24 protein-coding genes are annotated in these 24,989 nt (G+C 67.4%); 14 read left to right on the top strand and 10 right to left on the bottom strand.

What is annotated here, in order from left to right; translation table 11 throughout:
* Positions 1-7: 7 nt before the first annotated feature.
* The 8 genes from NHN26_RS09925 to NHN26_RS09960 all read right to left on the bottom strand — a co-directional run bounded on the left by NHN26_RS09925 (position 8) and on the right by NHN26_RS09960 (position 8,891).
* Positions 8-2,374: a xanthine dehydrogenase family protein molybdopterin-binding subunit gene (locus NHN26_RS09925; protein WP_253089322.1), complete on the bottom strand. Its 2,367-nt coding sequence runs from the start codon at positions 2,372-2,374 to the stop codon at positions 8-10.
* A gap of 47 nt (positions 2,375-2,421) precedes the next feature.
* Positions 2,422-2,925: a (2Fe-2S)-binding protein gene (locus NHN26_RS09930; RefSeq protein WP_253089323.1), complete on the bottom strand. Its 504-nt coding sequence runs from the start codon at positions 2,923-2,925 to the stop codon at positions 2,422-2,424.
* A gap of 126 nt (positions 2,926-3,051) precedes the next feature.
* A complete protein-coding gene (locus NHN26_RS09935) occupies positions 3,052-4,050 on the bottom strand; it encodes a molybdopterin-binding protein (RefSeq protein ID WP_253089324.1) in 999 nt (332 codons plus the stop codon).
* Entirely contained in the window at positions 4,050-5,036 is a 987-nt protein-coding gene (locus NHN26_RS09940) for an XdhC family protein (RefSeq protein ID WP_253089325.1), read from the bottom strand. Before NHN26_RS09940 ends, NHN26_RS09935 begins: the two co-directional genes overlap by 1 nt.
* Before the next feature lie 126 nt (positions 5,037-5,162).
* Positions 5,163-5,765, bottom strand: coding sequence for a DUF6691 family protein (locus tag NHN26_RS09945; RefSeq protein WP_253089326.1), 603 nt, complete (start codon positions 5,763-5,765; stop codon positions 5,163-5,165).
* 1 nt (position 5,766) lies between these two features.
* Entirely contained in the window at positions 5,767-6,309 is a 543-nt protein-coding gene (locus NHN26_RS09950; RefSeq protein WP_253089327.1) for a YeeE/YedE thiosulfate transporter family protein, read from the bottom strand.
* Between the two features lie 301 nt (positions 6,310-6,610).
* Complete coding sequence (locus NHN26_RS09955; RefSeq protein WP_253089328.1) at positions 6,611-7,867, bottom strand: vWA domain-containing protein; 1,257 nt, start codon at positions 7,865-7,867, stop codon at positions 6,611-6,613.
* Between the two features lie 97 nt (positions 7,868-7,964).
* Entirely contained in the window at positions 7,965-8,891 is a 927-nt protein-coding gene (locus NHN26_RS09960; protein WP_253089329.1) for an AAA family ATPase, read from the bottom strand.
* A gap of 124 nt (positions 8,892-9,015) precedes the next feature.
* On the opposite strand from NHN26_RS09960, the gene NHN26_RS09965 reads away from it, so the two are divergent.
* Entirely contained in the window at positions 9,016-10,236 is a 1,221-nt protein-coding gene (locus NHN26_RS09965; RefSeq protein WP_253089330.1) for an acyl-CoA dehydrogenase, read from the top strand.
* A gap of 31 nt (positions 10,237-10,267) precedes the next feature.
* Here NHN26_RS09965 and NHN26_RS09970 read toward each other — a convergent pair whose 3' ends face one another.
* Positions 10,268-10,474 carry a DUF1127 domain-containing protein gene (locus tag NHN26_RS09970; protein ID WP_253089331.1) on the bottom strand — a complete coding sequence of 69 codons (207 nt, stop codon included), beginning with the start codon at positions 10,472-10,474 and terminating at the stop codon, positions 10,268-10,270.
* 246 nt (positions 10,475-10,720) lie between these two features.
* Between NHN26_RS09970 and pyrC the strand changes: the two genes are divergently transcribed.
* The 11 genes from pyrC to NHN26_RS10025 all read left to right on the top strand — a co-directional run bounded on the left by pyrC (position 10,721) and on the right by NHN26_RS10025 (position 22,300).
* A complete protein-coding gene (pyrC, locus tag NHN26_RS09975; protein WP_253089332.1) occupies positions 10,721-11,761 on the top strand; it encodes a dihydroorotase in 1,041 nt (346 codons plus the stop codon).
* Between the two features lie 73 nt (positions 11,762-11,834).
* The gene (locus NHN26_RS09980) at positions 11,835-12,512 is read left to right on the top strand and encodes an orotate phosphoribosyltransferase (RefSeq protein WP_253089333.1); all 678 of its coding nucleotides are present in this window, start codon (positions 11,835-11,837) and stop codon (positions 12,510-12,512) included.
* 223 nt (positions 12,513-12,735) lie between these two features.
* Entirely contained in the window at positions 12,736-14,232 is a 1,497-nt protein-coding gene (locus tag NHN26_RS09985) for a replicative DNA helicase (protein WP_253089334.1), read from the top strand.
* Between the two features lie 357 nt (positions 14,233-14,589).
* A complete protein-coding gene (locus NHN26_RS09990) occupies positions 14,590-15,153 on the top strand; it encodes a hypothetical protein (RefSeq protein WP_253089335.1) in 564 nt (187 codons plus the stop codon).
* A gap of 64 nt (positions 15,154-15,217) precedes the next feature.
* Positions 15,218-16,270: an alanine racemase gene (alr, locus tag NHN26_RS09995; protein WP_253089336.1), complete on the top strand. Its 1,053-nt coding sequence runs from the start codon at positions 15,218-15,220 to the stop codon at positions 16,268-16,270.
* On the top strand, positions 16,267-17,046 hold the full coding sequence (locus NHN26_RS10000) for an MlaE family ABC transporter permease (protein WP_253089337.1): 780 nt from the start codon (positions 16,267-16,269) through the stop codon (positions 17,044-17,046). Before alr ends, NHN26_RS10000 begins: the two co-directional genes overlap by 4 nt.
* Positions 17,043-17,789, top strand: a complete 747-nt coding sequence (locus NHN26_RS10005) for an ABC transporter ATP-binding protein (RefSeq protein ID WP_253089338.1) — start codon at positions 17,043-17,045, stop codon at positions 17,787-17,789. Before NHN26_RS10000 ends, NHN26_RS10005 begins: the two co-directional genes overlap by 4 nt.
* A gap of 187 nt (positions 17,790-17,976) precedes the next feature.
* Positions 17,977-19,344 (top strand): DNA repair protein RadA, encoded by a 1,368-nt coding sequence (gene radA / locus NHN26_RS10010; protein ID WP_253089339.1) that lies wholly within the window; start codon positions 17,977-17,979, stop codon positions 19,342-19,344.
* Positions 19,345-19,362: 18 nt separating this feature from the next.
* Entirely contained in the window at positions 19,363-19,968 is a 606-nt protein-coding gene (locus tag NHN26_RS10015; protein ID WP_253089340.1) for a CvpA family protein, read from the top strand.
* A 140-nt stretch (positions 19,969-20,108) separates the two neighbouring features.
* Positions 20,109-21,566: an amidophosphoribosyltransferase gene (gene purF / locus NHN26_RS10020; protein WP_253089360.1), complete on the top strand. Its 1,458-nt coding sequence runs from the start codon at positions 20,109-20,111 to the stop codon at positions 21,564-21,566.
* A gap of 71 nt (positions 21,567-21,637) precedes the next feature.
* Positions 21,638-22,300 (top strand): SDR family NAD(P)-dependent oxidoreductase, encoded by a 663-nt coding sequence (locus tag NHN26_RS10025; protein ID WP_253089341.1) that lies wholly within the window; start codon positions 21,638-21,640, stop codon positions 22,298-22,300.
* A 94-nt stretch (positions 22,301-22,394) separates the two neighbouring features.
* On the opposite strand, the gene NHN26_RS10030 is transcribed toward NHN26_RS10025, so the two are convergent.
* Complete coding sequence (locus tag NHN26_RS10030) at positions 22,395-23,264, bottom strand: choice-of-anchor L domain-containing protein (protein ID WP_253089342.1); 870 nt, start codon at positions 23,262-23,264, stop codon at positions 22,395-22,397.
* Between the two features lie 257 nt (positions 23,265-23,521).
* Between NHN26_RS10030 and surE the strand changes: the two genes are divergently transcribed.
* Together surE and NHN26_RS10040 are read left to right on the top strand one after the other, a co-directional pair.
* Positions 23,522-24,307 (top strand): 5'/3'-nucleotidase SurE, encoded by a 786-nt coding sequence (surE, locus tag NHN26_RS10035; RefSeq protein ID WP_253089343.1) that lies wholly within the window; start codon positions 23,522-23,524, stop codon positions 24,305-24,307.
* Positions 24,304-24,951 (top strand): protein-L-isoaspartate(D-aspartate) O-methyltransferase, encoded by a 648-nt coding sequence (locus NHN26_RS10040; protein ID WP_253089344.1) that lies wholly within the window; start codon positions 24,304-24,306, stop codon positions 24,949-24,951. The genes surE and NHN26_RS10040 overlap by 4 nt, the downstream gene beginning before the upstream one ends.
* Positions 24,952-24,989 lie beyond the last annotated feature (38 nt).

The following is a 24,989-nucleotide window of genomic DNA, read 5'->3' on the forward strand; positions in this document are numbered from 1 at the left end:
ATCCTCCTCAGCCCTGCATCGCCGCCCAGACGCGCGAGGGCGTCAGCGGCATGTCGATATGGGTGATATGGCTGTGCCCTGCCCGTTGCAGCGCATCCACCACCGCGTTCACAACGGCAGGCGGGCTGCCGATGGCACCGGCCTCGCCGCAGCCCTTGACCCCCAGCGGGTTGTGGGTGCAGGGCGTCTGGCAGGAATGGTCGACCGCATAGAACGGCACGTCCGAGGCCCGCGGCATGGCGTAATCCATGTAAGATCCCGACAGAAGCTGGCCGTATTCGTCATAGGTCGTGGTTTCCAGCAGCGCCTGCCCGATCCCCTGCGCGATGCCGCCATGGACCTGGCCATCGACGATCATCGGGTTGACGATATTGCCGAAATCGTCCGCCGCGGCAAAGCGTTCGACCGTCACCTTGCCGGTTTCGGGGTCAACCTCGACCTCGCAGGCATAGGCGCCTGCCGGGTAGGTGAAGTTGTTCGGATCGTAGAACGCGGTTTCCTCCAGCCCCGGCTCGATCTCGTCGAGGGGATAGTTGTGCGGCACATAGGCCGCCAGCGTCACATCCCCCCAGGCCACCGACTTGTCGGTGCCCGCAACGGTGAACCTGCCGTCCTTGAGTTCGATATCCTCGGGACTGGCCTCCATCAGGTGGGCCGCGATCTTCCTGGCCTTGGCAATGATCTTGTTCGTCGCCTTGACCATCGCGCTGCCCCCCACGGCCAGAGAGCGCGAACCATAGGTGCCCATGCCCATCGGCGTGTTGGCCGTGTCGCCATGCACGATCTCGACCATGTTGTCGGGGATGCCGATCATGTCGGCCACCACCTGGGCGAACGAGGTTTCGTGCCCCTGCCCGTGGGAATGGCTGCCGGTCATCACCACCAGACCGCCGGTTGCGTTCACCCGCACCGTGGCGCTTTCGTAAAGCCCCGCGCGGGCACCAAGCTGGCCGACCAGATGGCTGGGCGCGATCCCGCAGGCCTCGATATAACAGTTGACGCCAAGGCCGCGCAGCTTGCCGCGCGCCTTCGACTCCGCCAACCGCGCCTCGAAGCCCGCCACGTCGGCGATCTCCAACAGCTTGTCCATCGTCGCGTTGTAGTCGCCGGTGTCGTATTCCACCGCGACGGGCGTGGCATAGGGGAACTGGGTGATGAAGTTCTTGCGCCGGAGCTCGACCGGGTCCATCCCCATCTCGCGCGCCGCCTTGTCGATCACGCGTTCCAGCTGGAACGTCGCCTCGGGCCGCCCTGCGCCGCGATAAGCATCCACCGGCACAGTGTTGGTGAACACCGCCTTGACGTTCACATAGATCAGCGGCGTGCGGTAGTTCCCCGCCATCAGCGTGCCATGCAGCCAGGTCGGGATCGAGGGCGCGAAGGTCGAGAGGTAAGCCCCCATATTGGCATAGGTCTCGGTGCGGATCGCCTGGAAATGGCCCTCGGCATCCAGGGCCAGTTCGATCCGCGTGACGTGGTCGCGGCCCTGGGCGTCGGTGACGAAGCTTTCCGACCGGGTGCAGGTCCACTTGACCGGCCGGCGCAAATGCCGGGCAGCGAAGGTGACGGCCGCCTCCTCGGCATAGTGGAAGATCTTCGACCCGAACCCGCCGCCCACATCGGGCGCCACCACGCGCAGCTTGTGCTCGGGGATGCCCAGCACGAAGGCGCCCATCAACAGCCGGATCACGTGCGGGTTCTGGCTGGTGGTGTAGAGCGTCGAGTCGTCGGTGGCGAAATCGTAGTCGCCGATGGCCACCCGCGGCTCCATCGCGTTGGGCACCAGCCGCTGGTTCACCAGATCCAGCGTGGTGACGTGATGGGCGGTCTCGAAGGCCTTGTTCACCGCTTCGCGGTTCTCCTCGACGAAGCCCCAGTCATAGCAGAGGTTCGAGGTCAGCTCGTCATGCACCTTGGGCGCGCCCTCGGCCAGCGCCGCCTTCATGTCGAGAACGGGTTCGAGTTCCTCGATATCGACCACGACCGCCTCGGCCGCGTCGCGGGCCTGGTCATAGGTCTCTGCCACGACCAGCGCGATCGGATCGCCCACATGGCGCACCTTGCCCGTGGCCAGCACAGGGTGACCGGGTTCCTGCATCACCGCGCCGAACCGGTCGGTCACCTGCCAGCCGCAGGGCAGCCCGCCGACCCTCTCGAAATCGCCCGCGGTGAAGACGCGGATGACGCCGGGCATCCCGGCGGCGGCGTCGGTGTTCACCCCGTTCAGCCGGCCATGCGCCACCTGGCTGCGCACGAAACAGGCATGGGCCTGTCCTGGCAGGTTGATGTCGTCGGTATAGCGGCCCCGTCCCGTCAGGAACCGCACATCCTCGCGCCGCTTGGTGCTGGCGCCGATGCCGTGATCTTTCGGCATGATATCCTCCCTGGATAATCCGTCTGCTGCGCGCCCTCGCCGGACGCCTATTCCGCGGCCACCGCGTCCCCGTGGCCCAGATGGCTGACATCCTGTCCCGAGGCTGCCAGTATCGCCTTGACGATGTTGTGATATCCCGTACAGCGGCAGATATTGCCCTCGAGGTAATGCCGGATCTCGGCCTCGCTGGGCGTCGGGTTCTTGGCCAGCAACGCCGAGGCCGTCATCACCATGCCCGGCGTGCAGAAGCCGCATTGCAGCCCGTGATGATCCTGGAACGCCTGCTGGATCGTCGAGAGCGAGCCATCGGGATTGGCCATCCCCTCGATGGTGCGGACCTCGGCGCCCTCGCATTCCAATGCGAAGGTGGTGCAGGATTTCACGTCCTGCCCATTCACATGCACCACGCAGGCACCGCACTGGCTGGTGTCGCAACCGATATGGGTGCCGGTCAGGCCAAGCCCCTCGCGCAGGAACTGGGACAGCAGGGTGCGTCCCTCCACCTCTCCGGAAACGGCCTTGCCGTTCACGGTCATCGTGACCCTGGTCATCGATATCCTCCCTTTATCCGGGGCGAGTAAAGCATGGGGAACAGGGTTTGAGAACCGTTGATTTGCGCATGCTCTGGTCTGGCCTTCGCGTCGAATGAGGCGGACGAAGCGAGGCGATTCCGGGCCTCAGCCCTCGCGCGGTTGCGGCCGCGACGGGATCTCCTTCAGAAGCCCCCCCACCCCCATCGCGGCAATCTCGTCCGGGCCGATGCCCAGCCCGCAGGCGATCCGTTCCAGCACCCAGTCCGCCCCGTTCAGGGCAGGGCTGCGGGCACATCCCGGCAGGCCGATCACCGGCCGCCCGCCCTGTTCGCCCAGGAACAGCAGGTTGCCCGGATCGACCGGCATGCCGAAGCGCGTGACCGTGCCGCCCGCCGCGCGCACCGACGCCGGACCGGTATCCTGCACATCCGAAGTGGCCGAGCCGGTCAGGATCAGCGCGATCTCGCCCGGCAACGCGCTCAGCGCCGCGGCCATAGCGGCGGTCTCGTGCGGCACGGCGGCAGCCGCGGCAAGCGTGATGTCCAGCGCCCTCAGGCGGGTCTCTACCGCCGCGCGGCCCTTTTCGCTCACTCCCGGTTTCTGGCCCGCCACCTCGGACAGGATCAGCCCGGCGGTTCGGCGCGTCACCGGATGCACGCGGATCGCACCCGGCGCGGCGGCACAGGCTGCGGCAAGGGCTGCGCCGGGCACCGCATAGGGGATGATCTTGACCGTGCCCACCAGAAGCCCCGGCATGACCCGGGTCAGGGGCGCAAGCGTGGCAAGCGTCACGCTGGGGTCGATCCGGTTCAGCGCGTGGATCGCGTCAGCATCCAGCCCGACCACCCCCGCGCAATCCGCATGCAGGTTGACCCGCCCGCGCGCCGCCGCCCCGATCCGCAGCCCCGCCCCCGCCGGGTCGGGCGCCAGCGCGCGGGCAAGGCGCGCCGCGGCCGCGTCCTCGGCCACATCACCGGGATCCGGCCGGGCGACGGTGATCCGCGTGATGCCCGCCGCGGTCAGCGCGGCGATCTCGGCCCTCCCGAGCACGAGGCCCTTCTTCAGCATCCGCCCGCCGACGCGCAGCGAATGGGCCAGAATGGCCCCCTCGGCCTCGTCAGGCGCCAAAGGGCCGAAGCGCATCAGCCCGTCCTCAGCGTCGCGACGATCTGGGCCATGATCGAAACCGCGATCTCGGCCGGGCTGCGCGCGCCGATATCCAGGCCGACCGGCGCATGGATGCGAGCGATCCGCTCAGCCGGGATGCCCGCCGCCTCAAGCCGCTCGACCCGTTTCGCATGGGTCCGGGGCGAGCCGAGGCAGCCCAGATAGAAGACGTCCGAGCCCAGCGCGGCCAGGATCGCGGGATCGTCCAGCTTGGGGTCATGGGTCAGCGTCACGACCGCCGTGCGCGCATCGAGCCCATGAACAGCAAGCCCGGCATCGGGCCAGTCGTCAAGGATGGTCTCGCCCGGGAACCGCTCGGCCGAGCCAAACGCGGGACGCGGGTCGATCAGTGTCGGCGCAAAGCCTGCAAGCCGCGCCATTGCGACCAGCGGTTGCGCGATATGGACCGCACCGATGACGGCCAGCCGCAAGGGCGGGTTATGGATCGCGACGAAGCACACCCCCTCGAAGCCCGAGCGGTCGGAGCGCATGCGCTCGGCGATCTGCGGACCGAGGGCGGTATCCTCCGGCCCCGCCAGCCGCCTTTCCCAGCTTTCGGTATCGACGAGATAGGCCAGGGCACGGCGCGCGGCGCGGGCGGCGACCAGATCGGCCAGCAGCGCCTCGGGCATGGCCGCGCCCACGGGCTCTACCAGCACCCGGATGCGCCCGCCACAGGCCAACCCCACGGCAAAGGCATCGTCATCGCTGACCCCGAAATCCAGCAGGCGCGGACGCCCGTCGCCCAACGCCTCCAGCGCCTCGGCGATCACCGCGCCCTCGACACAGCCGCCCGAGACGGACCCCGCCATGCCGCCCTCGCCCGAGATCGCCAAAAGGCTGCCCACCGGGCGCGGCGCGCTGCCCCAGGTCTCGATCACGGTGGCCAGGACCGCGCCCTGACCTGCCCGGTGCCAGTCCAGCGCGGTTTCCGGAATCGCGTCGAAATCGCCTGTCTGCATGCGCGCCCCTCCTCCCTCGCGGGATAATGGGCGCGGCGGGGCGGCTTCGCCAGAGGGAATCTGCGCAGAAAGAAAAGGGCGCCGCGGGATGTCCCGCGGCGCCCCTCGTCCCTTGTCAGGGTGGACTCACTCGGCCGGTTCGGCCTTCGTGTCAGTCACAGGCGCGGCCTTGCCGACCAACCGCCGCGGCAGCAGGATCGCGATCAGGATGAAGGCGATTCCGATGCCGATGCCGAGCATGTCGCCCGTGATCGGCAGATCGGGCAGCGCCGCGGGATAGCTGGCCCCCGGAATCTCGCCGATGGTCCATTTCTCGCCGTTGAGGAAACCGATCTCCTCCCAGAACGGATAGCTGAGCGCATAGGCCCCCGCGCCGATCAGGCCGCCCGCGATGAAGAACAGCGCGTCAAGCCGCCCGGTCGCCGCCGCACAGACGCCTGTGCCCGGGCAATACCCGGCAATGGCCCAGCCGATGCCGAGAATTGCGCCGCCCAGCAGCACGCCCACATGGATCTCCTTGACCGACATGTGGCCGACCTCGACCACACCCAGCATCTGGCCGCCGAACATCAGGATCGAAGCAGTGCCGATTGCAACGAAGATGGTCTTCATCAGATGGGTATTGGTCAGGTTCAGCATCCGGCCGATCCAGTTCGGGTCGGTCGCGCCGATACGCTCCAGCATGATGCCGAACAGCCCGCCAAGCCCGATTGCGAGTGCGATCTCCATCTCAGGCCTCCTTCTTCAGCAACATGCGGGCGGTGGGAAAGGCGGTCAGGAAGGCCCCGAAGGCAAAGAGATAGCCCGAGACCGCGGTCTGCATCATCCCCGACATCATGTGCCCCGAGGTGCAGCCTCCCGCCATCCGCGCGCCGTAAAGCACGATCACCCCGCCGAGGAAGGACAGAACCCAGCGCCCGATCCAGCCAGTGCGGAAATTGGCGCTCCACAGCGCCGGGCTGAACCGTTCGCGCAGCGGGATGCGCCCGAAGGCAACCGCCGAGAGTAACGCGCCGCCCATCATCGCGGCGACGAAGATCACGCTGTAGTTGACCGGATTGGCGATGTCCTTGGCGTATTTCGCGAAATAGGGATAGGTCGAGGTCCAGCCGCCATTCGGCCCCTGCGTGATGAGACCCGGTGCGTTCCTTTCCCAAAGAACGCCGTCGATGACCACGAATTGCGTCGACACGCCGATCGGCTGGACCAGCAGCACCGCAAGGAAAAACACGACGCCCAACAGCGGGCCGCCGATCTTCCAGTTCAGAACCATGGAGTTGTCCCCCTCATGACATTCGTTATTTCGAATGCAACTCTGGCACGGTGGACCGCACCGATCCAGATCAATGATGCCGCGCCAAAGAAAAACGCCGTGGGAGGGAGGGCCCACGGCGTTTCTGTGAGTCGGCACCGAGGGAGGGAGGGCCCTCTGGCGCCAGGGAACCTGCGTTGGGAGAACACAGGGACCGTCTGCGGGTTTCAGGACAGGCACCGGGAACTTGCGCCCATCGCCGCAAACGATGAATGCTGGATGCAGGTTATGCTGCGCCGCGGCCTTGATCTGGATCAACCGGTCAGGAATGTCGCACCTGCAGCATAATCCGGTCGCGCTCTCCGGCATCGCCGACATCCGTGATCGCCCGGGCCAGATCCTCGAGCGAGCGGATCGAATGGCCCGCCCGGAAACAATCGACATGCGGCAGCATCGCCCTTATTCCGCGGGCTTTCGGCGTGAAACCGTCCCAGCGCAGCAGCGGGTTTATCCAGATCAGGCGGCGGGCCGACAGGTGCAGCCGCTGCATCTCCTGCGACAGGGTGTCCACCTCGTCCCGGTCCAGCCCGTCGGTGATCAGCAGCACCACCGCCCCCTGCCCCAGCACCCGCCGCGACCAGTCGCGGTTGAATGCATGCAACGCAGAGGCGATTCGCGTGCCGCCCGCCCAGTCCTGCGCCTCGGCGCCCGCGGCAGCCAGCGCGGCATCCACGTCGCGGGTGGCCAGGTGGCGGGTGATGTTGGTCAGCCTGGTGCCGAAGGTAAAGGCATGCACCTTTGCCCAGCCCGCCCCCTTTTCATTGGCGACCGCGTGCAGGAAATGCAGCACCATGCGCGAATATTGCGACATCGAGCCCGAGATGTCGCACAGCACCACCAGATTCGGCCAGCGGCTGCGCCGGTTCTTGAGCGCGACCTCGCGCAGTTCGCCGCCACGGCGCAGGGCATTGCGCATCGTCGCGCGCCAGTCGGGCATCCGGCCATGCCGGTCTGCGCGGGTGCGGCGCGAAACCAGCGGCTTCACCGGCAGGCTGAGCCGGGCCAGCATGCGCTTTGCCTGCGCGATCTCGGCGGTGCTCATCTGTTCGAAATCCAGCGTCTTCAGCCGCTCGCGGCCCGAATGGGTCTGGCTGGCGTCGATCTCGACCTCGTCGGCTGGCGCGTCCCGCGGTTCGGGAAGGTCACGCTCGACCCCGTCGAGCAGGGCCTCGGCGGCGCGTTTCTCGGCAGCCTTCGCGGTCCGTTCCTCGGCCACGCCGCGCAGCGAGGGCAGCATCAGGCTCATCATGTGTTCGAGAAAGCGCGGATCGCGCCAGTAAAGCCGGAACACCTGGTCGTAGACCTGCCGGTGCTCGGGGCGCGAGAGAAAGCAGGCGGCGAGGGTGTGGTAGAAATCCGCGCGCTGCGAGAACCCCGCCGCCTCGACCGCGCGGATCGCGTCGATCACCCGGCCGGGACCGACGGGAAGCCCGGCCTTGCGCAGGGCGCGCGCGAAATGGAGGATGTTGTGCGACAGCTTGCCATCTTCGGGGATGTCGAGCGTTTGCAGGTCTGCCATTCTCGGCCTCGGGCTCTGTTGGAGAGGCCGGGGGGCCGTCTGCCCCCCGGACCCCCCGAGGATATTTCAGGCCAGAAGAAGATCGGGCCGGATCGGGTCAGGCGGGCGCCAGTTCCGCGCGGACCTGATCGAGCAGGCGTTTCGCCTCGGAGCCCTCGATCTTCTGGATGTCGTCCTGGTATTTCAGAAGCGCCCCGATCGTGTCGGCGATTACCTGCGGCGAAAGGTCGATCACGTCGAGCGCGAGCAGGCATTTCGCCCAATCGATGGTTTCGGCGACGCCGGGTTTCTTGAACAGGTCTTCGGAGCGCAGTTTCTGGACGAAGGCCACGATCTCGCGCGAAAGCGTTTCCGCCGCTTCGGGGGCGCGGGCATGCAGGATGTCGAGTTCGCGCTGGAAATCGGGGTAGTCGACCCAGTGATAGAGGCAGCGCCGCTTCAGCGCGTCATGCACCTCGCGGGTGCGGTTCGAGGTGATGACCACTATCGGGGGGTGCGGGGCCTTGATCGTGCCAAGTTCGGGGATGGTGACCTGGAAATCGCTGAGCGCTTCGAGCAGGAAGGCCTCGAAGGGTTCGTCGGTGCGGTCGATCTCGTCGATCAGCAGCACCGGCGGCCCCTCGACCTGGGGACGCATGGCCTGGAGCAGCGGGCGTTCGATCAGGTATTCGTCCGAGAAAAGCTCGTCCTTCAGCGCGGTCCGGTCGGCGCCCGCGCCCTCGAAGCCCATCGCCTCGGCGGTGCGGATCGCGATCATCTGCGCGGCGAAGTTCCAGTCGCAGACGGCCGAGGCGGCATCGAGACCTTCATAGCATTGCAGCCGGATCAGCCGGCGGCCAAGTGCTGCGGCCAGCGCCTTGGCGATCTCGGTCTTGCCGGTGCCCGGCTCGCCTTCGAGAAAGAGCGGCTTGCCCAGGCGCAACGAGAGGAAGGTGACCGTCGCAAGCGCCCGCCCGCAGACATAATCCTGCCCGGCAAGCAGCTGTTGCACCTCGTCGATCGAGCCTGGTCCTGTTCTGTCCATCCCTGTCCTCCCTGCGCCTAGAACTGCATGGGCGCGGGCGACGGTCAAGCACCGGGATGGCGAAGATTGCCAGGCGCGGCGGGACGCGCTAAGCCTCGGGCACAGCCCGGAAGGAGAAATCACGATGGAAGGCGCCCTGCCCCTGACCCCGAAGGATGCCCCGGATCTGGCCCGGTTCGACTGGCAGGACGCGCTGCGGCTGGAGGATCGGCTGGACGAGGACGAGCGGATGCTGCGCGACGCGGCGCGGGCCTTCGCCCGTGACCGGCTGCAGCCCCGCGTGACGATGGCCTTTCGCGAGGAACGGGCCGAGCCCGGGCTTTTCGCCGAGATGGGGGAAGCGGGCCTGCTGGGCGTGACGCTGCCCGAGGCCCTTGGCGGACTGGGTGCCTCCTATGTGGCCTACGGGCTGATCGCGCGCGAGATCGAGCGGGTGGATTCGGGCTATCGCTCGATGATGAGCGTGCAAGCCTCGCTGGTGATCTATCCGATCTTCGCCTACGGCACCGAGGCGCAGCGCCAGCGCTATCTTCCCGGTCTTGCGCGGGGCGAACTGATCGGCTGTTTCGGGCTGACCGAACCCGATGCGGGAAGCGACCCCGCCGGGATGAAGACGCGGGCCGAGAAGATCGCGGGCGGCTATCGGCTGACCGGCACCAAGACCTGGATATCGAACGCCCCCTTCGCCGATGTCTTCGTGGTCTGGGCGAAGTCCGAGGCCCATGGCGGCAAGATCCGGGGCTTCGTGCTGGAAAAGGGCATGGCGGGTCTGTCGGCCCCGAAGATCGAGGGCAAGCTGAGCCTGCGCGCCTCGCCGACGGGCGAGATCGTGATGGAGGGCGTCGAGGTCGGCGAGGATGCGGTGTTGCCGGGCGTCGAGGGTCTGAAGGGGCCGTTCGGCTGCCTCAACCGGGCGCGCTACGGCATCGCGTGGGGGGTGCTGGGCGCGGCCGAGGCCTGCTGGCACGCTGCGCGCGCCTATGGGCTGGATCGGCGCCAGTTCGACAAGCCGTTGGCAGGCACGCAGCTCTACCAGAGGAAGCTTGCCGACATGCAGACCGAGATTTCACTGGGGTTGCACGCCTGCCTTCAGGTCGGCCGGTTGCTGGACGAGGGGCGCGCGGCGCCCGAGATGATCAGCCTCGTCAAGCGGAACAATTGCGGCAAGGCGCTGGAGATCGCGCGGGCGGCGCGCGACATGCATGGCGGCAACGGGATCTCCGACAGTTTTCCGGTGATGCGCCACATGCTGAACCTCGAAACGGTGAACACCTACGAGGGCACGCATGACATCCACGCGCTGATCCTGGGGCGGGCGCAGACCGGGCTGCAGGCGTTCTTCTGACGGCCAGAAGCCGCAGGCGGCACGACCGCGCTCAGAGATAATAGCGGTCGCGGAAGATGTGGCGCACGACATCCTGACGGGTCAGTCCGCGGGCGGCGAGATCCTCGTCGCTGAGCGCGTTCAACCGCTCGATCTGGCGGGTGCGGGGATGGTGTTCCATCACCCGGACAAGCGCAGCGATGAGGGTGGAGAAGATCGAGCCGGTGCTGCCGGTGATCGTGCTGTCTGCAAGTGCCATCTTGTGGAAACTCCTGTCGATTCACAGATGTTTCCTCCCATGTCCGCGAAAGTAGGACAGATGCGCTGACATGACCAATGCCCGCTGGCAAAGCCCGCCTTGCACCCAGCGGGCAGCGGAGGTGGGAAATCTCAACCGGATCTTCAGCCTTTCGCGGTTCGGTGCTCCACCCCGGTGCTGCGATTCGCACACAGGCGTCGTGATCGCCACTGGAAAGCCGTGCGGCGATTGTGTATCGCGCAGCCCATGACACAGCGCCTCACGATCCGCCGCCCCGATGACTGGCACCTGCATCTGCGCGACGGCGCCATGCTGGCGGGCGTCCTGCCAGAGACGGCACGCGACTTCGCCCGCGCGATCATCATGCCGAACCTGGTGCCGCCGGTGGTCACGGCGCAGGACGCGGCCGATTACCGGGCGCGAATCCTCGCCGCACTGCCCGAGGATATGGCCTTCACGCCGCTGATGACGCTGTATCTGACCGAAGAGACCGACCCGAAGGACGTAGCCGCGGCCCATGCAAGCGGGCTGGTAAGCGCGGTCAAGCTGTACCCGGCGGGCGCGACGACCAATTCGGCCTCGGGCGTGCAGGACTTCGACAAGGTCCGCGGCGTGCTGGAGACGATGGCCGGGATCGGCTGTCCGCTTTGCGTGCATGGCGAGGTGACCGACCCCGAGGTGGACATCTTCGACCGCGAGGCGGTGTTCATCGACCGCGTTCTGGACCCGATCCGCCGGGCGGTGCCGGGGCTGCGCGTGGTGATGGAACACCTGACCACCGCCGACGGGGTGGACTATGTCCGGGCGCACGAGACGGGGCTGGGCGCGACGATCACCACGCATCACCTGATCATCACCCGCAACCATATCCTGGTCGGCGGGATCAAGCCGCATTACTACTGCCTGCCGGTGGCCAAGCGCGCACGCCACCGCGACGCATTGGTGGCCGCCGCCACATCGGGCGACGCCCGGTTCTTCCTCGGCACGGACAGCGCCCCGCACAGCGATCCGACCAAGGAGTCGGCCTGCGGTTGCGCCGGCATCTTCTCGGCGACCAACACGCTGTCCTGCCTGGCGGAAGTGTTCGAGCGCGAAGGCGCGCTGGACCGGCTGGAGGCATTCGCCTCGCTGAACGGCCCGGCCTTCTACCGCCTGGCCCCGAACGCCGAAACGATCACGCTGGTCAAGGGCGCCCCCGTGGCCTTCCCCGACAAGATCGCGACGGGTGTCGGGCCGGTGACGCTGTTCGACCCCGGCTTCCCCCTGCACTGGCGGGTAGAGCGGTAAGCCGCTTGTTTCCTTCAACCACTTCGCCGGGACGGCTCGAACCCTCCCGCCGCCAGATCGAGAGGTCCGCGCCATGATCCCCACCGCCTTCCCCGACCAGGCCGAGATTGCCCGGTTGTCGGCCCGCATGCTGCTGGAGGTGGGCGCGGTGCATTTCAACGCGGAAACGCCGTTCACCCTGGCCTCGGGCCTGCCCTCGCCCACCTATATCGACTGCCGCAAGCTCATCTCCTTCCCGCGCATCCGCGCGACCCTGATGGATTTCATGGCCGTGACCGTGATGCGCGAGGCAGGCTTCGAGGCCTTCACCAATATCGCGGGCGGCGAGACCGCGGGCATCCCCTTTGCCGCGCTGGTGGCCGAACGGCTGGCGCTGCCGATGACCTATGTCCGCAAGAAACCCAAGGGCTATGGCCGCAATGCCCGGATCGAGGGCGTGATGGGCGAAGGCGACCGGGTGCTGCTGGTCGAGGACCTGACCACCGATGGCGGGTCCAAGCTGTCCTTCGTCGATGCGATCCGCGAGACCGGCGCGGTCTGCGGGCACACGGCGGTGATCTTCTATTATGGCATCTTCCCGGAAACCGAGGCCACGCTGGCCGCCCATGGGGTGAAGCTGCACCACCTCTGTACCTGGTGGGATGTGCTGGCCGAGGCCCGCGCGCAGGGCGCGTTCGACGCGGCCACGCTGGCCGAGGTCGAGGCCTTCCTGACCGCACCTCGGGACTGGCAGGCGGCCCGACAAAAATAGCCGGGGACGGCGCTGTGGATGGCTTGGGGAAAACTCGCCCGGAGAATCGCTCGCGCAACCAAGGTTTTGCGGTTATCCTGAGTTGAGATACAACCTGCAGGGGTGGCTGAGGTTACCCACAGGCCATGCACAGCTGTCGCGCCGCGTTCTCCACCATCTTCTTGCCATGTCGCGCGGCGGTCTCTTGCGCTAGGCAGGCCGGACCAGAATCCAGGGGCAGGCGATGAACGAGATCAGATCGATCCAAACGGGCGGGACCGAGGACGAGGCCGGCACCCTGCCGCACAACATCGAGGCCGAGCAGCAATTGCTGGGCGCGATCCTGACCAATAACGACGTCTTCGACCGGATCGCGTCGATCATCCAAGCGCATCATTTCTACGAGCCGGTCCACCAGCGCATCTACGAGATTGCCGCCGCGCGCATCCAGAAGAATGCGCTGGCCTCGCCGGTGACGCTCAAGGCGTTTCTCGCGGATGACGAGGGGCTGAAGGAACTGGGCGGGCCGGCCTATCTGGCGCGTCTTGCGGGCGCGGCGATCTCGACCTTCGCGGCGCGCGATTACGCCCAGATGATCTACGATTTCGCGATCCGGCGCGAGTTGATCCGGCTTGGCCGCGACATCTCGGACAAGGCGGCCAAGGTCGATATCTCGTCCGAGCCGCGCGCCCAGATCGTCGAGGCCGAACAGGCGCTTTACAAGCTGGGCGAACAGGGCCAGTCCGAAAGCGGGTTCCAGTCCTTCCTCAAGGCCGTGACCGACGCGGTGAACGTCGCCAATGCCGCCTATCAGCGCGACGGTCAGCTTTCGGGCGTCTCGACGGGCCTTGTCGACCTGGACCGCAAGCTGGGCGGGCTGCACCGGTCGGATTTGCTGATCCTCGCGGGCCGCCCGTCGATGGGCAAGACCTCGCTGGCCACCAATATCGCGTTCAACGTCGCGAAAGCCTATCGCCGGGGGCGGCAGCCCGACGGGTCCGAGGGCGCGGTCGATGGCGGCGTCGTCGGCTTCTTCAGCCTCGAGATGAGCGCCGAACAGCTTGCCGCGCGGATCCTGTCCGAGGCGTCCGAAGTGCCCAGCGAACAGATCCGCCGCGGCGACATGACCGAGGTCGAATTCCGCCGCTTCGTCGAGGCCGCCAAAGCGCTGGAAGCCTGCCCACTGTTCATCGACGACACGCCCGCCCTGCCGATCAGCCAGTTGGCCGCCCGCGCGCGGCGGCTGAAGCGGACCCACGGGCTGGATGTGCTGGTCGTCGACTATCTTCAACTCGTCCGTCCCGCCACGGCCAAGGACAGCCGGGTGAACGAGGTTTCCGAGATCACGCAGGGGCTCAAGGCCATCGCCAAGGAACTGGACATCCCGGTGATCGCCCTGTCGCAGCTGTCGCGTCAGGTCGAAAGCCGCGAGGACAAGCGCCCGCAACTGTCCGACCTGCGGGAATCCGGTTCGATCGAACAGGACGCCGATGTGGTGATGTTCGTCTACCGCGACGAATACTACAAGGAACGCGAGAAACCCGGCGAGGACAATCTCGAAGCCATGGCCAAGTGGCAGGAGGTCATGGAACGCTGCCATGGCAAGGCCGAGGTCATCATCGGCAAGCAGCGTCATGGCCCGATCGGCACGGTGGAACTCAGCTTCGAGGGCCGGTTTACCCGCTTCGGCAATCTGGTGAAGCCCTGGCAGCAGGGTCATGGCGACACGGACGGTTTCTGACCGAAGCCCCGAAGGCACAAGGTGTTCGCGTCGCGGTGTCCAGCCCGGAAATGAGGCTTCGATCATCCCTTCGCTGCGGCGGGATTGCACCCTGGGCTTCTGGCAGGGGAACCGGCAGGGGGCGGGCGCATGGCGAAAAACGACAGCCTTCTGGCGGCCTGGCACCTGCGGGTCTTGGCGCTGCAGCCGGGGCACGGGAATCGCGGACAATCCCGGAAGGCGGCGACACCGAGGGGGGCGTCCGTCTGCTTCCGGCTTGCCTGCCGGACGGGACATCCGCTGGAATTCGTGATCGAGGGCAGCCCCGGGCATCCGTTTTCCGAGGGCAATGCCCGGGTGACCCTACCGATTGGAACGATGCCCGCCCTGCTGCCACCACCGCCGCACGCCCCCGCATCCCCCACCGGCCGCAGCCCCGGCCGCGCAACCGGTTGCTGCCCTGCCCGATCCCGGAACCACAGCGATGGACGAGGATGCGGACGACCGCGAGGACAGCGCCGAGAGCGTCGAGACCGCCATGCCGTCCCGCCGCCGCGACCGACCGTCCCGATCACGCTGGGCATCGACGATGCGGACGCGCTCGCCCTCGCCCGCGAGATCGCAGGCCCCATCCTCGAAGCGGTGCGCGCGATCGAGGGCGAGCCCCCCGAACTGCAAGCCGGCCGGATCGCGCTGGCCCGCGAAAAGGCGCTGCTGTTCACCCGGCTCTGCGGCAGCGCCTATTTCGGCCCGACCGGATGCAGCGGCGTGGTCTTCGCGCTTGCCGGCGACAGCGCGCTGCCGGTTTTCGGAGATGGAGACCTGTTCTCGACCAAGGGGCTGTCGGTTTCCGAAGCGGGCGCACTGGACGGCTGGACTGCGCCTGTCGCAGAGACCGGCGAGACCTTGATCTGGACCGGCGCCCGCCACGAACGGCGCTGAACATGGCGACCGAAAACCGGAATCCGCCTTGACGTATGCCCCGCCCCTGTCGGAAACAGCGCCCATGGCCAGCGGACTGCTTACCATCGACCACGACGCGATCGCGCGCAACTGGACCGCCCTTGACCGCGCCAGCGGCCCGGGCGTCGAAACCGCGGCAGTCGTCAAGGCCGACGCCTACGGGCTCGGCGCGGCCGAGGTCGCGCGCACACTTGCCCGCGCCGGTGCCCGCCGCTTTTTCGTCGCCGTGGCCGAGGAGGGCGCCGCGATCCGCGCCGCCCTTGGCCCCGGCCCCGAGATCGGCGTCTTCGGCGGCCACATGGCGGGCGATACCGGCCTGATCGCCGATCTGGGCCTCGTGCCCATGCTGAATTCGCCCGAGCAGTTTGCCCGCCACCTTGCCGCGCTGCCGGGCCACCCTTTCGGCATCCAGCTCGATTCCGGCATGAACCGTCTGGGGATGGAACCCGGCGACTGGGCCGCGATCCGCGCCGACGCGCTGGCCGCCGGGCCGCGGCTCATCATGAGCCACCTCGCCTGCTCCGACGAGGACACGACCGGCTTCAACCGAAAACAACTCGCCTGTTTCCGCGAGATGACCGAGGGCTGCGGCGTGCCGCGCTCGCTTTCGGCCACGGGCGGCATCCTGTTGGGCCCCGACTATCACTTCGAGATCACCCGCCCCGGCATCGGCCTTTACGGCGCGCTTCCCTTCGCCGAGGCCGCGCCCGTGCTGCGCCTGTCGCTGCCGGTGATCCAGATCCGCGCGGTCGAGTCCGGCGAAAGCGTCGGCTATGGCTGCACCTGGACCGCCGACACCCGCCGCATCGTCGCCACCGTCGCGGGCGGCTATGCCGATGGCATCCTGCGCTATCTGACGAACCGCGGCACGCTCTGGGCCGATGGCTGCCCCTGCCCGATCCTCGGCCGAGTCTCGATGGATCTCATCACCGCCGATATCACCGACCTGCCCGACAGCCCCGACGCGCTAGACCTGATCGGCCCGGACCAGAGCGTGGACGAAGTCGCCGCCGCCGCCCGGACCATCGGCTACGAGGTGCTTACCAGCCTCGGCCCGCGCTACTGCCGCCGCCATGTCGGCGCGGCCGCGCCATGATCCTCGCCCCGGTCGCCGCCATCGGCCGCTCGACGCTGGCGGGGCTCGCAGCCCTTGGCCGGATCGCGATCTTTCTCGTGGCGACGATTGCGGCGATGCTCCGCCCGCCTTTCTACCTCCGCGAATTCCTTCAGGCGCTCTGGGCGATCGGTTACAATTCGCTGCCCGTTGTGGCGCTGACGGCCCTGTTTACCGGCGGCGCGCTGGCCTTGCAGATCTACGAAGGCGGCGCACGTTTCAACGCCTCGCAGGTCGTTCCCTCGATAGTCGCCATCGGCATGGTGCGCGAGCTTGGCCCGGTGCTGGGCGGGCTGATGGTCGCCGCGCGCGTGGCCTCGTCCATTGCGGCCGAGATCGGCACGATGAAGGTGACCGAACAGATCGACGCGCTGGTGACGCTGTCCACCGACCCGATGCGCTATCTGACCGTCCCGCGCGTGCTGGCGGCGACCATCGCCCTGCCGGTGCTGGTCGCGGTGGGCGATTCCATCGGCATCCTGGGCGGCTATCTGGTCGGCACCGGGCGGCTTGAACTGAACGCCGCCGCCTATCTCAAGACCACGGTCGAGTATCTCACGCTCTGGGACGTGACCTCGGGGCTGATCAAGGGCGCGGTCTTCGGCTTCATCGTGGCGCTGGTGGGCTGCTATTTCGGGATGAATTCCGAGCGCGGCGCGCAGGGCGTGGGGCGGGCCACGAAATCGGCGGTGGTGACGGCCTCGGTGATGATCCTGGCCACCAACTACCTGCTGACCGAACTGTTCTTCTCCGCATGATCGCGCTGTCCGGCCTTCACAAAAGCTTCGGCGCCAACCGCGTGCTGCGCGGCGTCGACCTGACCGTGCCGAAGGGCGAAAGCATGGTCGTCATCGGCGGCTCGGGCACCGGCAAGTCGGTGCTGCTGAAATGCATCCTCGGGCTGGTGAAGCCCGATGCCGGCACGATCCGGATCGACGGGCAGGATGCCGCCAGCCTTGACCGCGACGCCTTTCTCGCGCGGTTCGGGATGCTGTTCCAGGGCGGCGCGCTGTTCGATTCGCTGTCCGTCTGGCAGAACGTGGCCTTCCGGCTCTTGCGCGGCCCCGGGAAACGCCCCAAGGCCGAGGCGCGCGAGATCGCCATCGAGAAACTGCGCCGCGTCGGCCTGAAACCCGAGGTGGCCGACCTCTACCCCGCCGAGCTGTCGGGCGGCATGCAGAAACGCGTCGGCCTTGCCCGCGCCATCGCCGCCGAGCCGGAAATCATATTCTTCGACGAACCCACCACCGGGCTCGATCCGATCATGGCCGGTGTCATCAACGAACTGATCCGCGAGATCGTGGTCGAGATGGGCGCCACCGCGATGACCATCACCCATGACATGACCAGCGTGCGCGCCATCGCCGACGACGTCGCGATGCTCCATGACGGGGTGATCCAGTGGACCGGCCCGGTCAAGGACATGGACGCGGCGCCGGACCCCTATCTGCAACAATTCATCCACGGCCGCGCCGAAGGCCCGATCGAATCGGTGCGCTAGCCGCTTCCTCCTTCTTCTGGCCCGAAATATCCCGGGGGAGTCGCCCGGAACGGGCGACGGGGGCAGCGCCCCCCGCGGCCGGCGGCCGCGCCATGCCCAACCCCGGACAAGCGGGGCGAAAGCCCCGCGCGGGCCGGGGGCGGGAGCACCCCCTTGCCCGGCGCGCGTCCTTCCGCCAAGAAAGGCCATGGCCAAAGCCGCTCCCAGCTACACCTGCAACGCCTGCGGCGCGTCCCACCAGAAATGGGCGGGCCGTTGCGATGCCTGCGGCGCCTGGAACACCATCGCCGAAGAGGCGCCGCTTTCTGCCGGTCCCGCCGCGAAATCCCTTGGTGCCGCTCGTGGCCGGGCCCTGCCACTCTCCGACCTCGCCGCGACCGAGCCCGAACCGCCCCGCGCCGCCTCCGGCATGGCCGAGTTCGACCGGGTGCTGGGCGGCGGGCTGGTGCCCGGCTCGGCCATCCTCGTCGGCGGCGATCCAGGCATCGGCAAGTCCACCCTGCTTTTGCAGGCTACCGCAAGCTTCGCCCGCAGCGGGCTGAAATGCCTCTACATTTCGGGCGAGGAGGCGGGCGCCCAGATCCGCATGCGCGCGCGCCGCCTGGGTCTTGCCGATGCACCGGTCACACTCGCCACCGACACAAACCTGCGCGACATACTGACCACGCTGGATGCCGAACGGCCGGGTCTTGCCATCATCGATTCGATCCAGACGATGTGGGCCGACATGGTCGACAGCGCGTCCGGCTCCGTTGCCCAGGTGCGCGCCGCCGCCCATGAACTGACCGCCTTCGCGAAACGCCGCGGCTCGGCCGTCATCCTTGTCGGCCATGTCACCAAGGAGGGCCAGATCGCGGGCCCGCGCGTGGTCGAGCACATGGTCGACACCGTGCTGTATTTCGAGGGCGAGCGCGGGCATCAGTTCCGTATCCTGCGCGCGGTCAAGAACCGCTTCGGACCGGCCGACGAGATCGGCGTGTTCGAGATGACCGGAACGGGCCTGGCCGAGGTGCAGAACCCATCCGCCCTGTTCCTGTCGGGGCGCGGCATGCCTGCGCCGGGGGCGGCCGTCTTTGCCGGGATCGAGGGCACGCGGCCGGTGCTGACCGAGATCCAGGCCCTTGTCGCACCCTCGCCGCTGGGCACGCCCCGGCGCACGGTGGTCGGGCTGGATGCCGGGCGGCTGGCGACCACGCTTGCCGTGCTCGAGGCGCGCTGCGGCATCCCCTTTACCGGGCTCGACGTGTTCCTGAACGTCGCGGGCGGGCTTCGGGTCACCGAACCCGCGGCCGATCTGGCGGTGGCCGCGGCGCTGATCAGCGCGCGCGAAGATGTCGCGCTGCCCACGGATTGCGTCGTCTTCGGGGAAATATCGCTCTCCGGCGCGCTCCGGCCGGTAGGACAGACGGAAAACAGGTTGAAAGAGGCGCAGAAACTTGGTTTTTCCACAGCCATCGCGCCCGCGGACAGCAAGCCGGGCGCCCCGACGGGACTGAGCCTGCGGCGCATGCCGGACCTGGCAGCCTTCGTCGGGGAAGTGTTCGGCGCCGGCTGAGGCCGAGGAGGGATTGCCATGGAAGGGTTTACCGCAGTCGACGGGGTCGTTGCCGTCGTCATCCTGCTTTCGGCGATCCTCGCCTATTCGCGCGGATTCGTGCGCGAGGCGATGGCGATCGCAGGCTGGATCCTGGCCGCGGTCGTGGCCTTCATCTTCGCGCCCACGGTCGAGCCGCTGGTCTCCGAGGTGCCTTTCCTCGGCACGCTGGTCGGAAATTCCTGCGAACTGGGGATGCTCGCGGCCTTCGCGGGCGTGTTCATGGTGGCGCTTGTGGCGGTCTCGCTGTTCACGCCGCTTCTGTCCTCGATGATCCAGGGCTCTGTGCTGGGCGGGCTCGACCAGGGGTTGGGCTTCCTGTTCGGCGTGGCGCGCGGGGTGCTCTTGGTGGCGGTGGCGCTTTTCGTCTACGGCATGGTGGTCACCACCGCCGAGTACCCGATGGTGGACAATTCGCGCTCGGCCGACATCTTCGGCGCGCTGACCCGCCAGATCGCCGAGGCCGATCCCGACCAGGCGCTGGGCTGGCTGACCCGCCAATACGAGACCTTGATGGGCGCCTGCGACCGTCCGGCGGCACCGGCACCCGCTGGCACGCCCCTGCCCCCCGCCGACGCCCAGTGAAAGCCTGCGCGCGCGCCAGTGTGATCCTTTCGTGACAGCGCGCGCCCAAGCGCGTAGAGAGGGGCCAGTCCCCGCCAGTTGGATTCGGAGCCTCGACGCCCATGCGCCCGATGACCCCGCATGTTTCGCCCGAGCGCGACATGCCCCCCGCCCATCCCTTCGATGACGACAAGCTGCGCGAGGAATGCGGCGTCTATGGCGTGATCGGCCTGACGAACGCGGCGAATTTCGTCGCGCTGGGCCTGCACGCGCTGCAACATCGCGGCCAGGAGGCGGGCGGCATCGTCAGCCATGACAGCCGGACCGGGTTCCACTCGGCCCACCGCTTCGGCTATGTGCGGGACAATTTCACCAAGGCCAGCCTGATGGAGACGCTGCCGGGCATGCTGGCCATCGGGCATGTGCGCTACTCCACCGCCGGCTCCAAGGGCCAGACCGCGATCCGGGACGTGCAGCCCTTCTTCGGCGAGTTCGCGATGGGCGGTGCGGCCATCGCCCATAACGGCAACATCACCAATGCCGAGGCGCTGCGGCGCGAGCTGATCGACCACGGCTCGATCTTCCAGAGCTCGTCGGACAGCGAATGCATCATCCACCTGATGGCGCGCTCGCTGCAAAAGACCATTCCCGAACGGATGAAGGACGCGCTGCGCCGGGTCGAGGGTGCGTTCTCGGTGGTCGCGATGACGCGCACGAAGCTGATCGGCGTGCGCGATCCGCTGGGCGTGCGCCCGCTGGTGCTGGGCCGGTTCGGCGATGGCTGGGTGCTGTCGTCGGAAACCTGCGCGCTCGACATCATCGGCGCGGAACTGGTGCGCGAGATCGAGCCGGGCGAAATGGTGCAGATCTCGCCCGAGAAGGGGGTGGAAAGCTTCCGCCCATTCGAGCAGCGGCCCTCGCGCTTCTGCATCTTCGAGCAGGTCTATTTCTCGCGCCCCGATTCCATCCTGGGCGGCCGCTCGGTCTACGAAACGCGCCACCAGATCGGCATGGAACTGGCACGCGAAGCACCGGTCGAGGCCGATCTGGTCTGCCCGGTGCCCGATTCCGGCACGCCCGCGGCGATCGGCTTTGCCCATGAAAGCGGCATCCCCTTCGGCATGGGGATCATCCGCAACCAGTATGTCGGCCGCACCTTCATCGAGCCGACCGAGCAGATCCGCAACATGGGCGTGCGGCTGAAACTGAACGTCAACCGCGCCCTGATCGAGGGCAAGCGGATCGTGCTGGTCGATGACAGCGTGGTGCGCGGCACCACCAGCCGCAAGATCAAGGAAATGATCCTGGATGCAGGCGCCAGGGAGGTGCATTTCCGCATCGCCTCGCCGCCCACCGCCTGGCCCTGCTTCTACGGCGTCGACACGCCTGAGCGCGAAAAGCTGCTGGCCAGCCGCATGACCGAGGACGAGATGCGCGACTATCTGGGCGTGGACTCGCTGCGTTTCATCTCGCTTGACGGGCTTTACCGCGCTGTGGGCGAAGCCGGGGGGCGCAACGCGGCCTGCCCGCAATATTGCGATGCCTGCTTCTCGGGCGATTACCCGGTTGCGCCCTCCGACATGATCGAGAAGGGCTTTCAGACCAAGGCGGCAGAATAGGGCTGCGCGCGGATGTCGCCCTTTGCCGACCCCATCTTGACCCCTCCGCGCAGCTGACCGAAAGACCAAGCATGACAGACCAGAAAATCGCCCTTGTAACAGGCGCCTCCCGCGGCTTCGGCGCGGCGGTGGCCGAGGAATTGGCCCGGCGGGGCTATCACGTCGTTGCCGTGGCGCGCACCAGCGGCGCGCTCGAGGAGCTGGACGACCGCATCCAGGCCGCAGGCGGGCATGCGACGCTTGCACCCATGGACATCACCGTTGATGATGCCATGCGCACCCTTTGCCGCGGCATCTATGATCGCTGGGGCCATGTCGATCTGTGGGTGCATTGCGCGATCCAGACCCCGCCCTTCAGCCCGGCCGAACAGATCGACCTGAAATTCTGGACCAAGGCCGTCGCCGCGAATGTCGAGGCGCTGGGCGTGTTGGCGAATTTCATCTCGCCGCTGCTGCGCGCAGCCCCCGGGGGCGGCCATGCCGTTCTGGTGGACGATCTGGCCGAAGGCCCGTTCCTGGGCGCCTATGCCGCCTGCAAGGCCGCACAACGCGCGATCTTCGCAGCCTGGGCGGCCGAACAGGCGCGATTGCAGGACGTGCATGTCCACCGCTTCGTGCCCGCGCCGATGCCCACCAACCACCGCAACCGCCTTTTCCCGGGCGAAGACGTCTCGGGCCTCGCCCGGCCGAAGGACGAAGCGGCCCGGATGGTGACGGAACTGGGGCTGGGCTGACCAAGGCGCTTCAGCGCGGCTCCGTGTCAGATCGGTGCCCGAACGACCCGCGCGCCGACGCGCGCGGGTCCGATCATTGCGGCCTCTTGCCGGGTCAGGCCCGGTTGCGCCGCCGCCGCATGACGCCCAGCGCGCCGAGACCCGTCAGCATCAGCCACGCGCCCGCAGGAAGCGGTATCACGCCCGGATCCGTCGTCCCGAGCGAGCCACCCTGAATGAAGATCGCCGAGTCGAGGATTCTGTCGCCCGCATCTGCGATCTTGAACGAGATCGTGTTCATGCCCTCGGCGATTGCACCCTGCGCCGTGAAGACGCTGGTGAACCCGTCATATTCGATATTGAACGGCGTCGGAGTTCCAAGATCCGAAGGATCGTTGTCCTTGTAGAAGGCGGAATTCGATCCGTTGTTGACGTTGTTGATCGAAACGGGCGTCGAGGTGCCGGGGATGAACGCCAGGTTCGTGCCGTTCAGGAACAGCCCGAACACGTCGTTGTATGGGGAGCCCACATACTCGTTGTATTCCTCGGACGCGAAGGCGTAGTTGAAGAACAACGTGTCGTCGTCGCTGGTGAAGTTGATCGTCAGGACCGTGGCATCGAATGTCGAGAAGCCCGGAATCAGTGCATTCAGATCGCTGTCACCGCCGAGACCGAAACTGGTGGAGGTTCCGTCGGAACTGTTCGGCCCGACCGCGTCCTGCACGTCGCCGGTCGACAGGATCACGCCCTGGTCGATGCCGATGCCCGTCGCACCGAAGCCCGTGAACGTTCCGGCGGCGGTGGCCCCCGCAGAGCCAGATCCGTTACCGCCGGTCAGGGACGCGCTCACCACCGTGATGCCCGAACCCAGCAGGGCATTGGCCAGAGCCGTGGCGTCCGTCGACACCGTTACCGACGCTGCGTAGGCCCCCCCGGACGCCAACGCCATCGTACCCGCAATCGCGGTCGTTCTCAGAAATCGCATGTCTTTCCCCTTCGGACTATACTTGAAACCGGGCGCTCCAGCGCCCCCCCTCGGAACCGGGACGACCCGACTCTGCGCCGTCGATTTCTGGCACACAGCACAGAAAACGTCCCACCCCCTTTGTTAACCTATCCTAAACCGCACGTTTTCCCAAAAGGTTTTCCGAACCCGCATTCCCAGTCGCTACAGAGCCCACGGAACCCGCTTGCCCTGTCCCGACCTCTCTCATAGGAAGGTCGGGATCCAGCGGGTGGAGCATGCGCATTCTCATCACCAATGACGACGGCATCAACGCCCCGGGGCTGAAGGTGCTCGAGGCCATCGCCGACGAGATCGCGGGTCCGGGCGGCGAGGTCTGGGTGGTCGCCCCCGCCTTCGAGCAATCGGGCGTGGCGCACAAGATCTCCTATACCCACCCGATGATGATCGCCGAGCTTGGACCCCGCCGCTTTGCCGCCGAAGGCTCGCCTGCGGATTGCGTGCTCGCCGGCATCTACGACGTGATGACCGATGCCCGGCCCGATCTGGTGCTCTCGGGCGTGAACCGGGGAAACAACGCGGCCGAGAACGTGCTTTACTCGGGCACCATAGGCGGCGCGATGGAGGCCGCGTTGCAGGGGCTGCCCGCGATCGCGCTGTCGCAATATCTGGGCCCGCTGAATTTCGACGAGGCGCTGCAATTCGACGCCGCGCGCGCCCATGGGGCCGCGACGGTGCGCGCGCTGCTCGACGAGGGCCACTGGGACAGCGCCGATTACCGGCTGTTCTACAACGTGAACTTCCCGCCGCTTCCGGCCGACCGGGTCAGGGGGCTGCGCGTGGGACCGCAGGGATACCGGCGCGACGCCTCCTTCGGGGTGGAACCGCACCGCTCGCCCTCGGGGCGCAAGTTCCTGTGGATCAAGGGCGGGCCGCAGCACCTGCCGACCGCGCCGGGCTCGGACGCGGCGCTCAACCTTGACGGCTACATCGCGGTCACGCCGATGCGCGCCGACCTGACCGCCCATGATGCCATCGGCGCGCTGAAGGCCAGGCTGGAATGACCGCCGACGACCATTCCGAACGCAAGATGCAGTTCCTTTACACGCTGCGCTCCAAGGGGGTCACGGATGCCCGCGTGCTGGACGCGATGGAACGCATCGACCGCGGCGTGTTCATCAAGGGCCATTTCGCCCCGCGCGCCTATGAAGACATGCCGCTGCCCATCGCCTGCGGCCAGACCATCAGCCAGCCCTCGGTCGTCGCGCTGATGACCCAGGCATTGAACGTCCAGCCGCGCGACAAGGTGCTCGAAGTGGGCACGGGGTCGGGCTATCAGGCCGCGATCCTCTCGCGGCTTGCCCGCCGGGTCTATACGGTCGAACGCCATCGCCGCCTTGTCAACGAGGCGCAGAAGCGGTTCGAGGCGCTGGGGCTGACCAATGTCACCGCGCTGGCCGCCGACGGGTCGTTCGGGTTGCCCGAACAGGCGCCCTTCGACCGCATCCTTGTGACCGCGGCGGCCGAGGATCCGCCCGGGCCGCTCTTGGCGCAATTGCGCGTTGGCGGTATCATGATCGTGCCCGTCGGGCAGTCGGACACGGTGCAGCGGCTGATCAAGGTGACCCGCGGCGAGACCGGCTTCGATTACGACGAGCTTCGCGAGGTGCGTTTCGTGCCGCTGGTCGAGGGGCTCGGCAACGACTAGGAACAGCCAGAGGGTCCGGGCAAACGGGCCCCGCATCA

It is taken from the genome of Rhodovulum tesquicola (assembly GCF_024128855.1).
Lineage (GTDB): Bacteria > Pseudomonadota > Alphaproteobacteria > Rhodobacterales > Rhodobacteraceae > Rhodovulum > Rhodovulum tesquicola.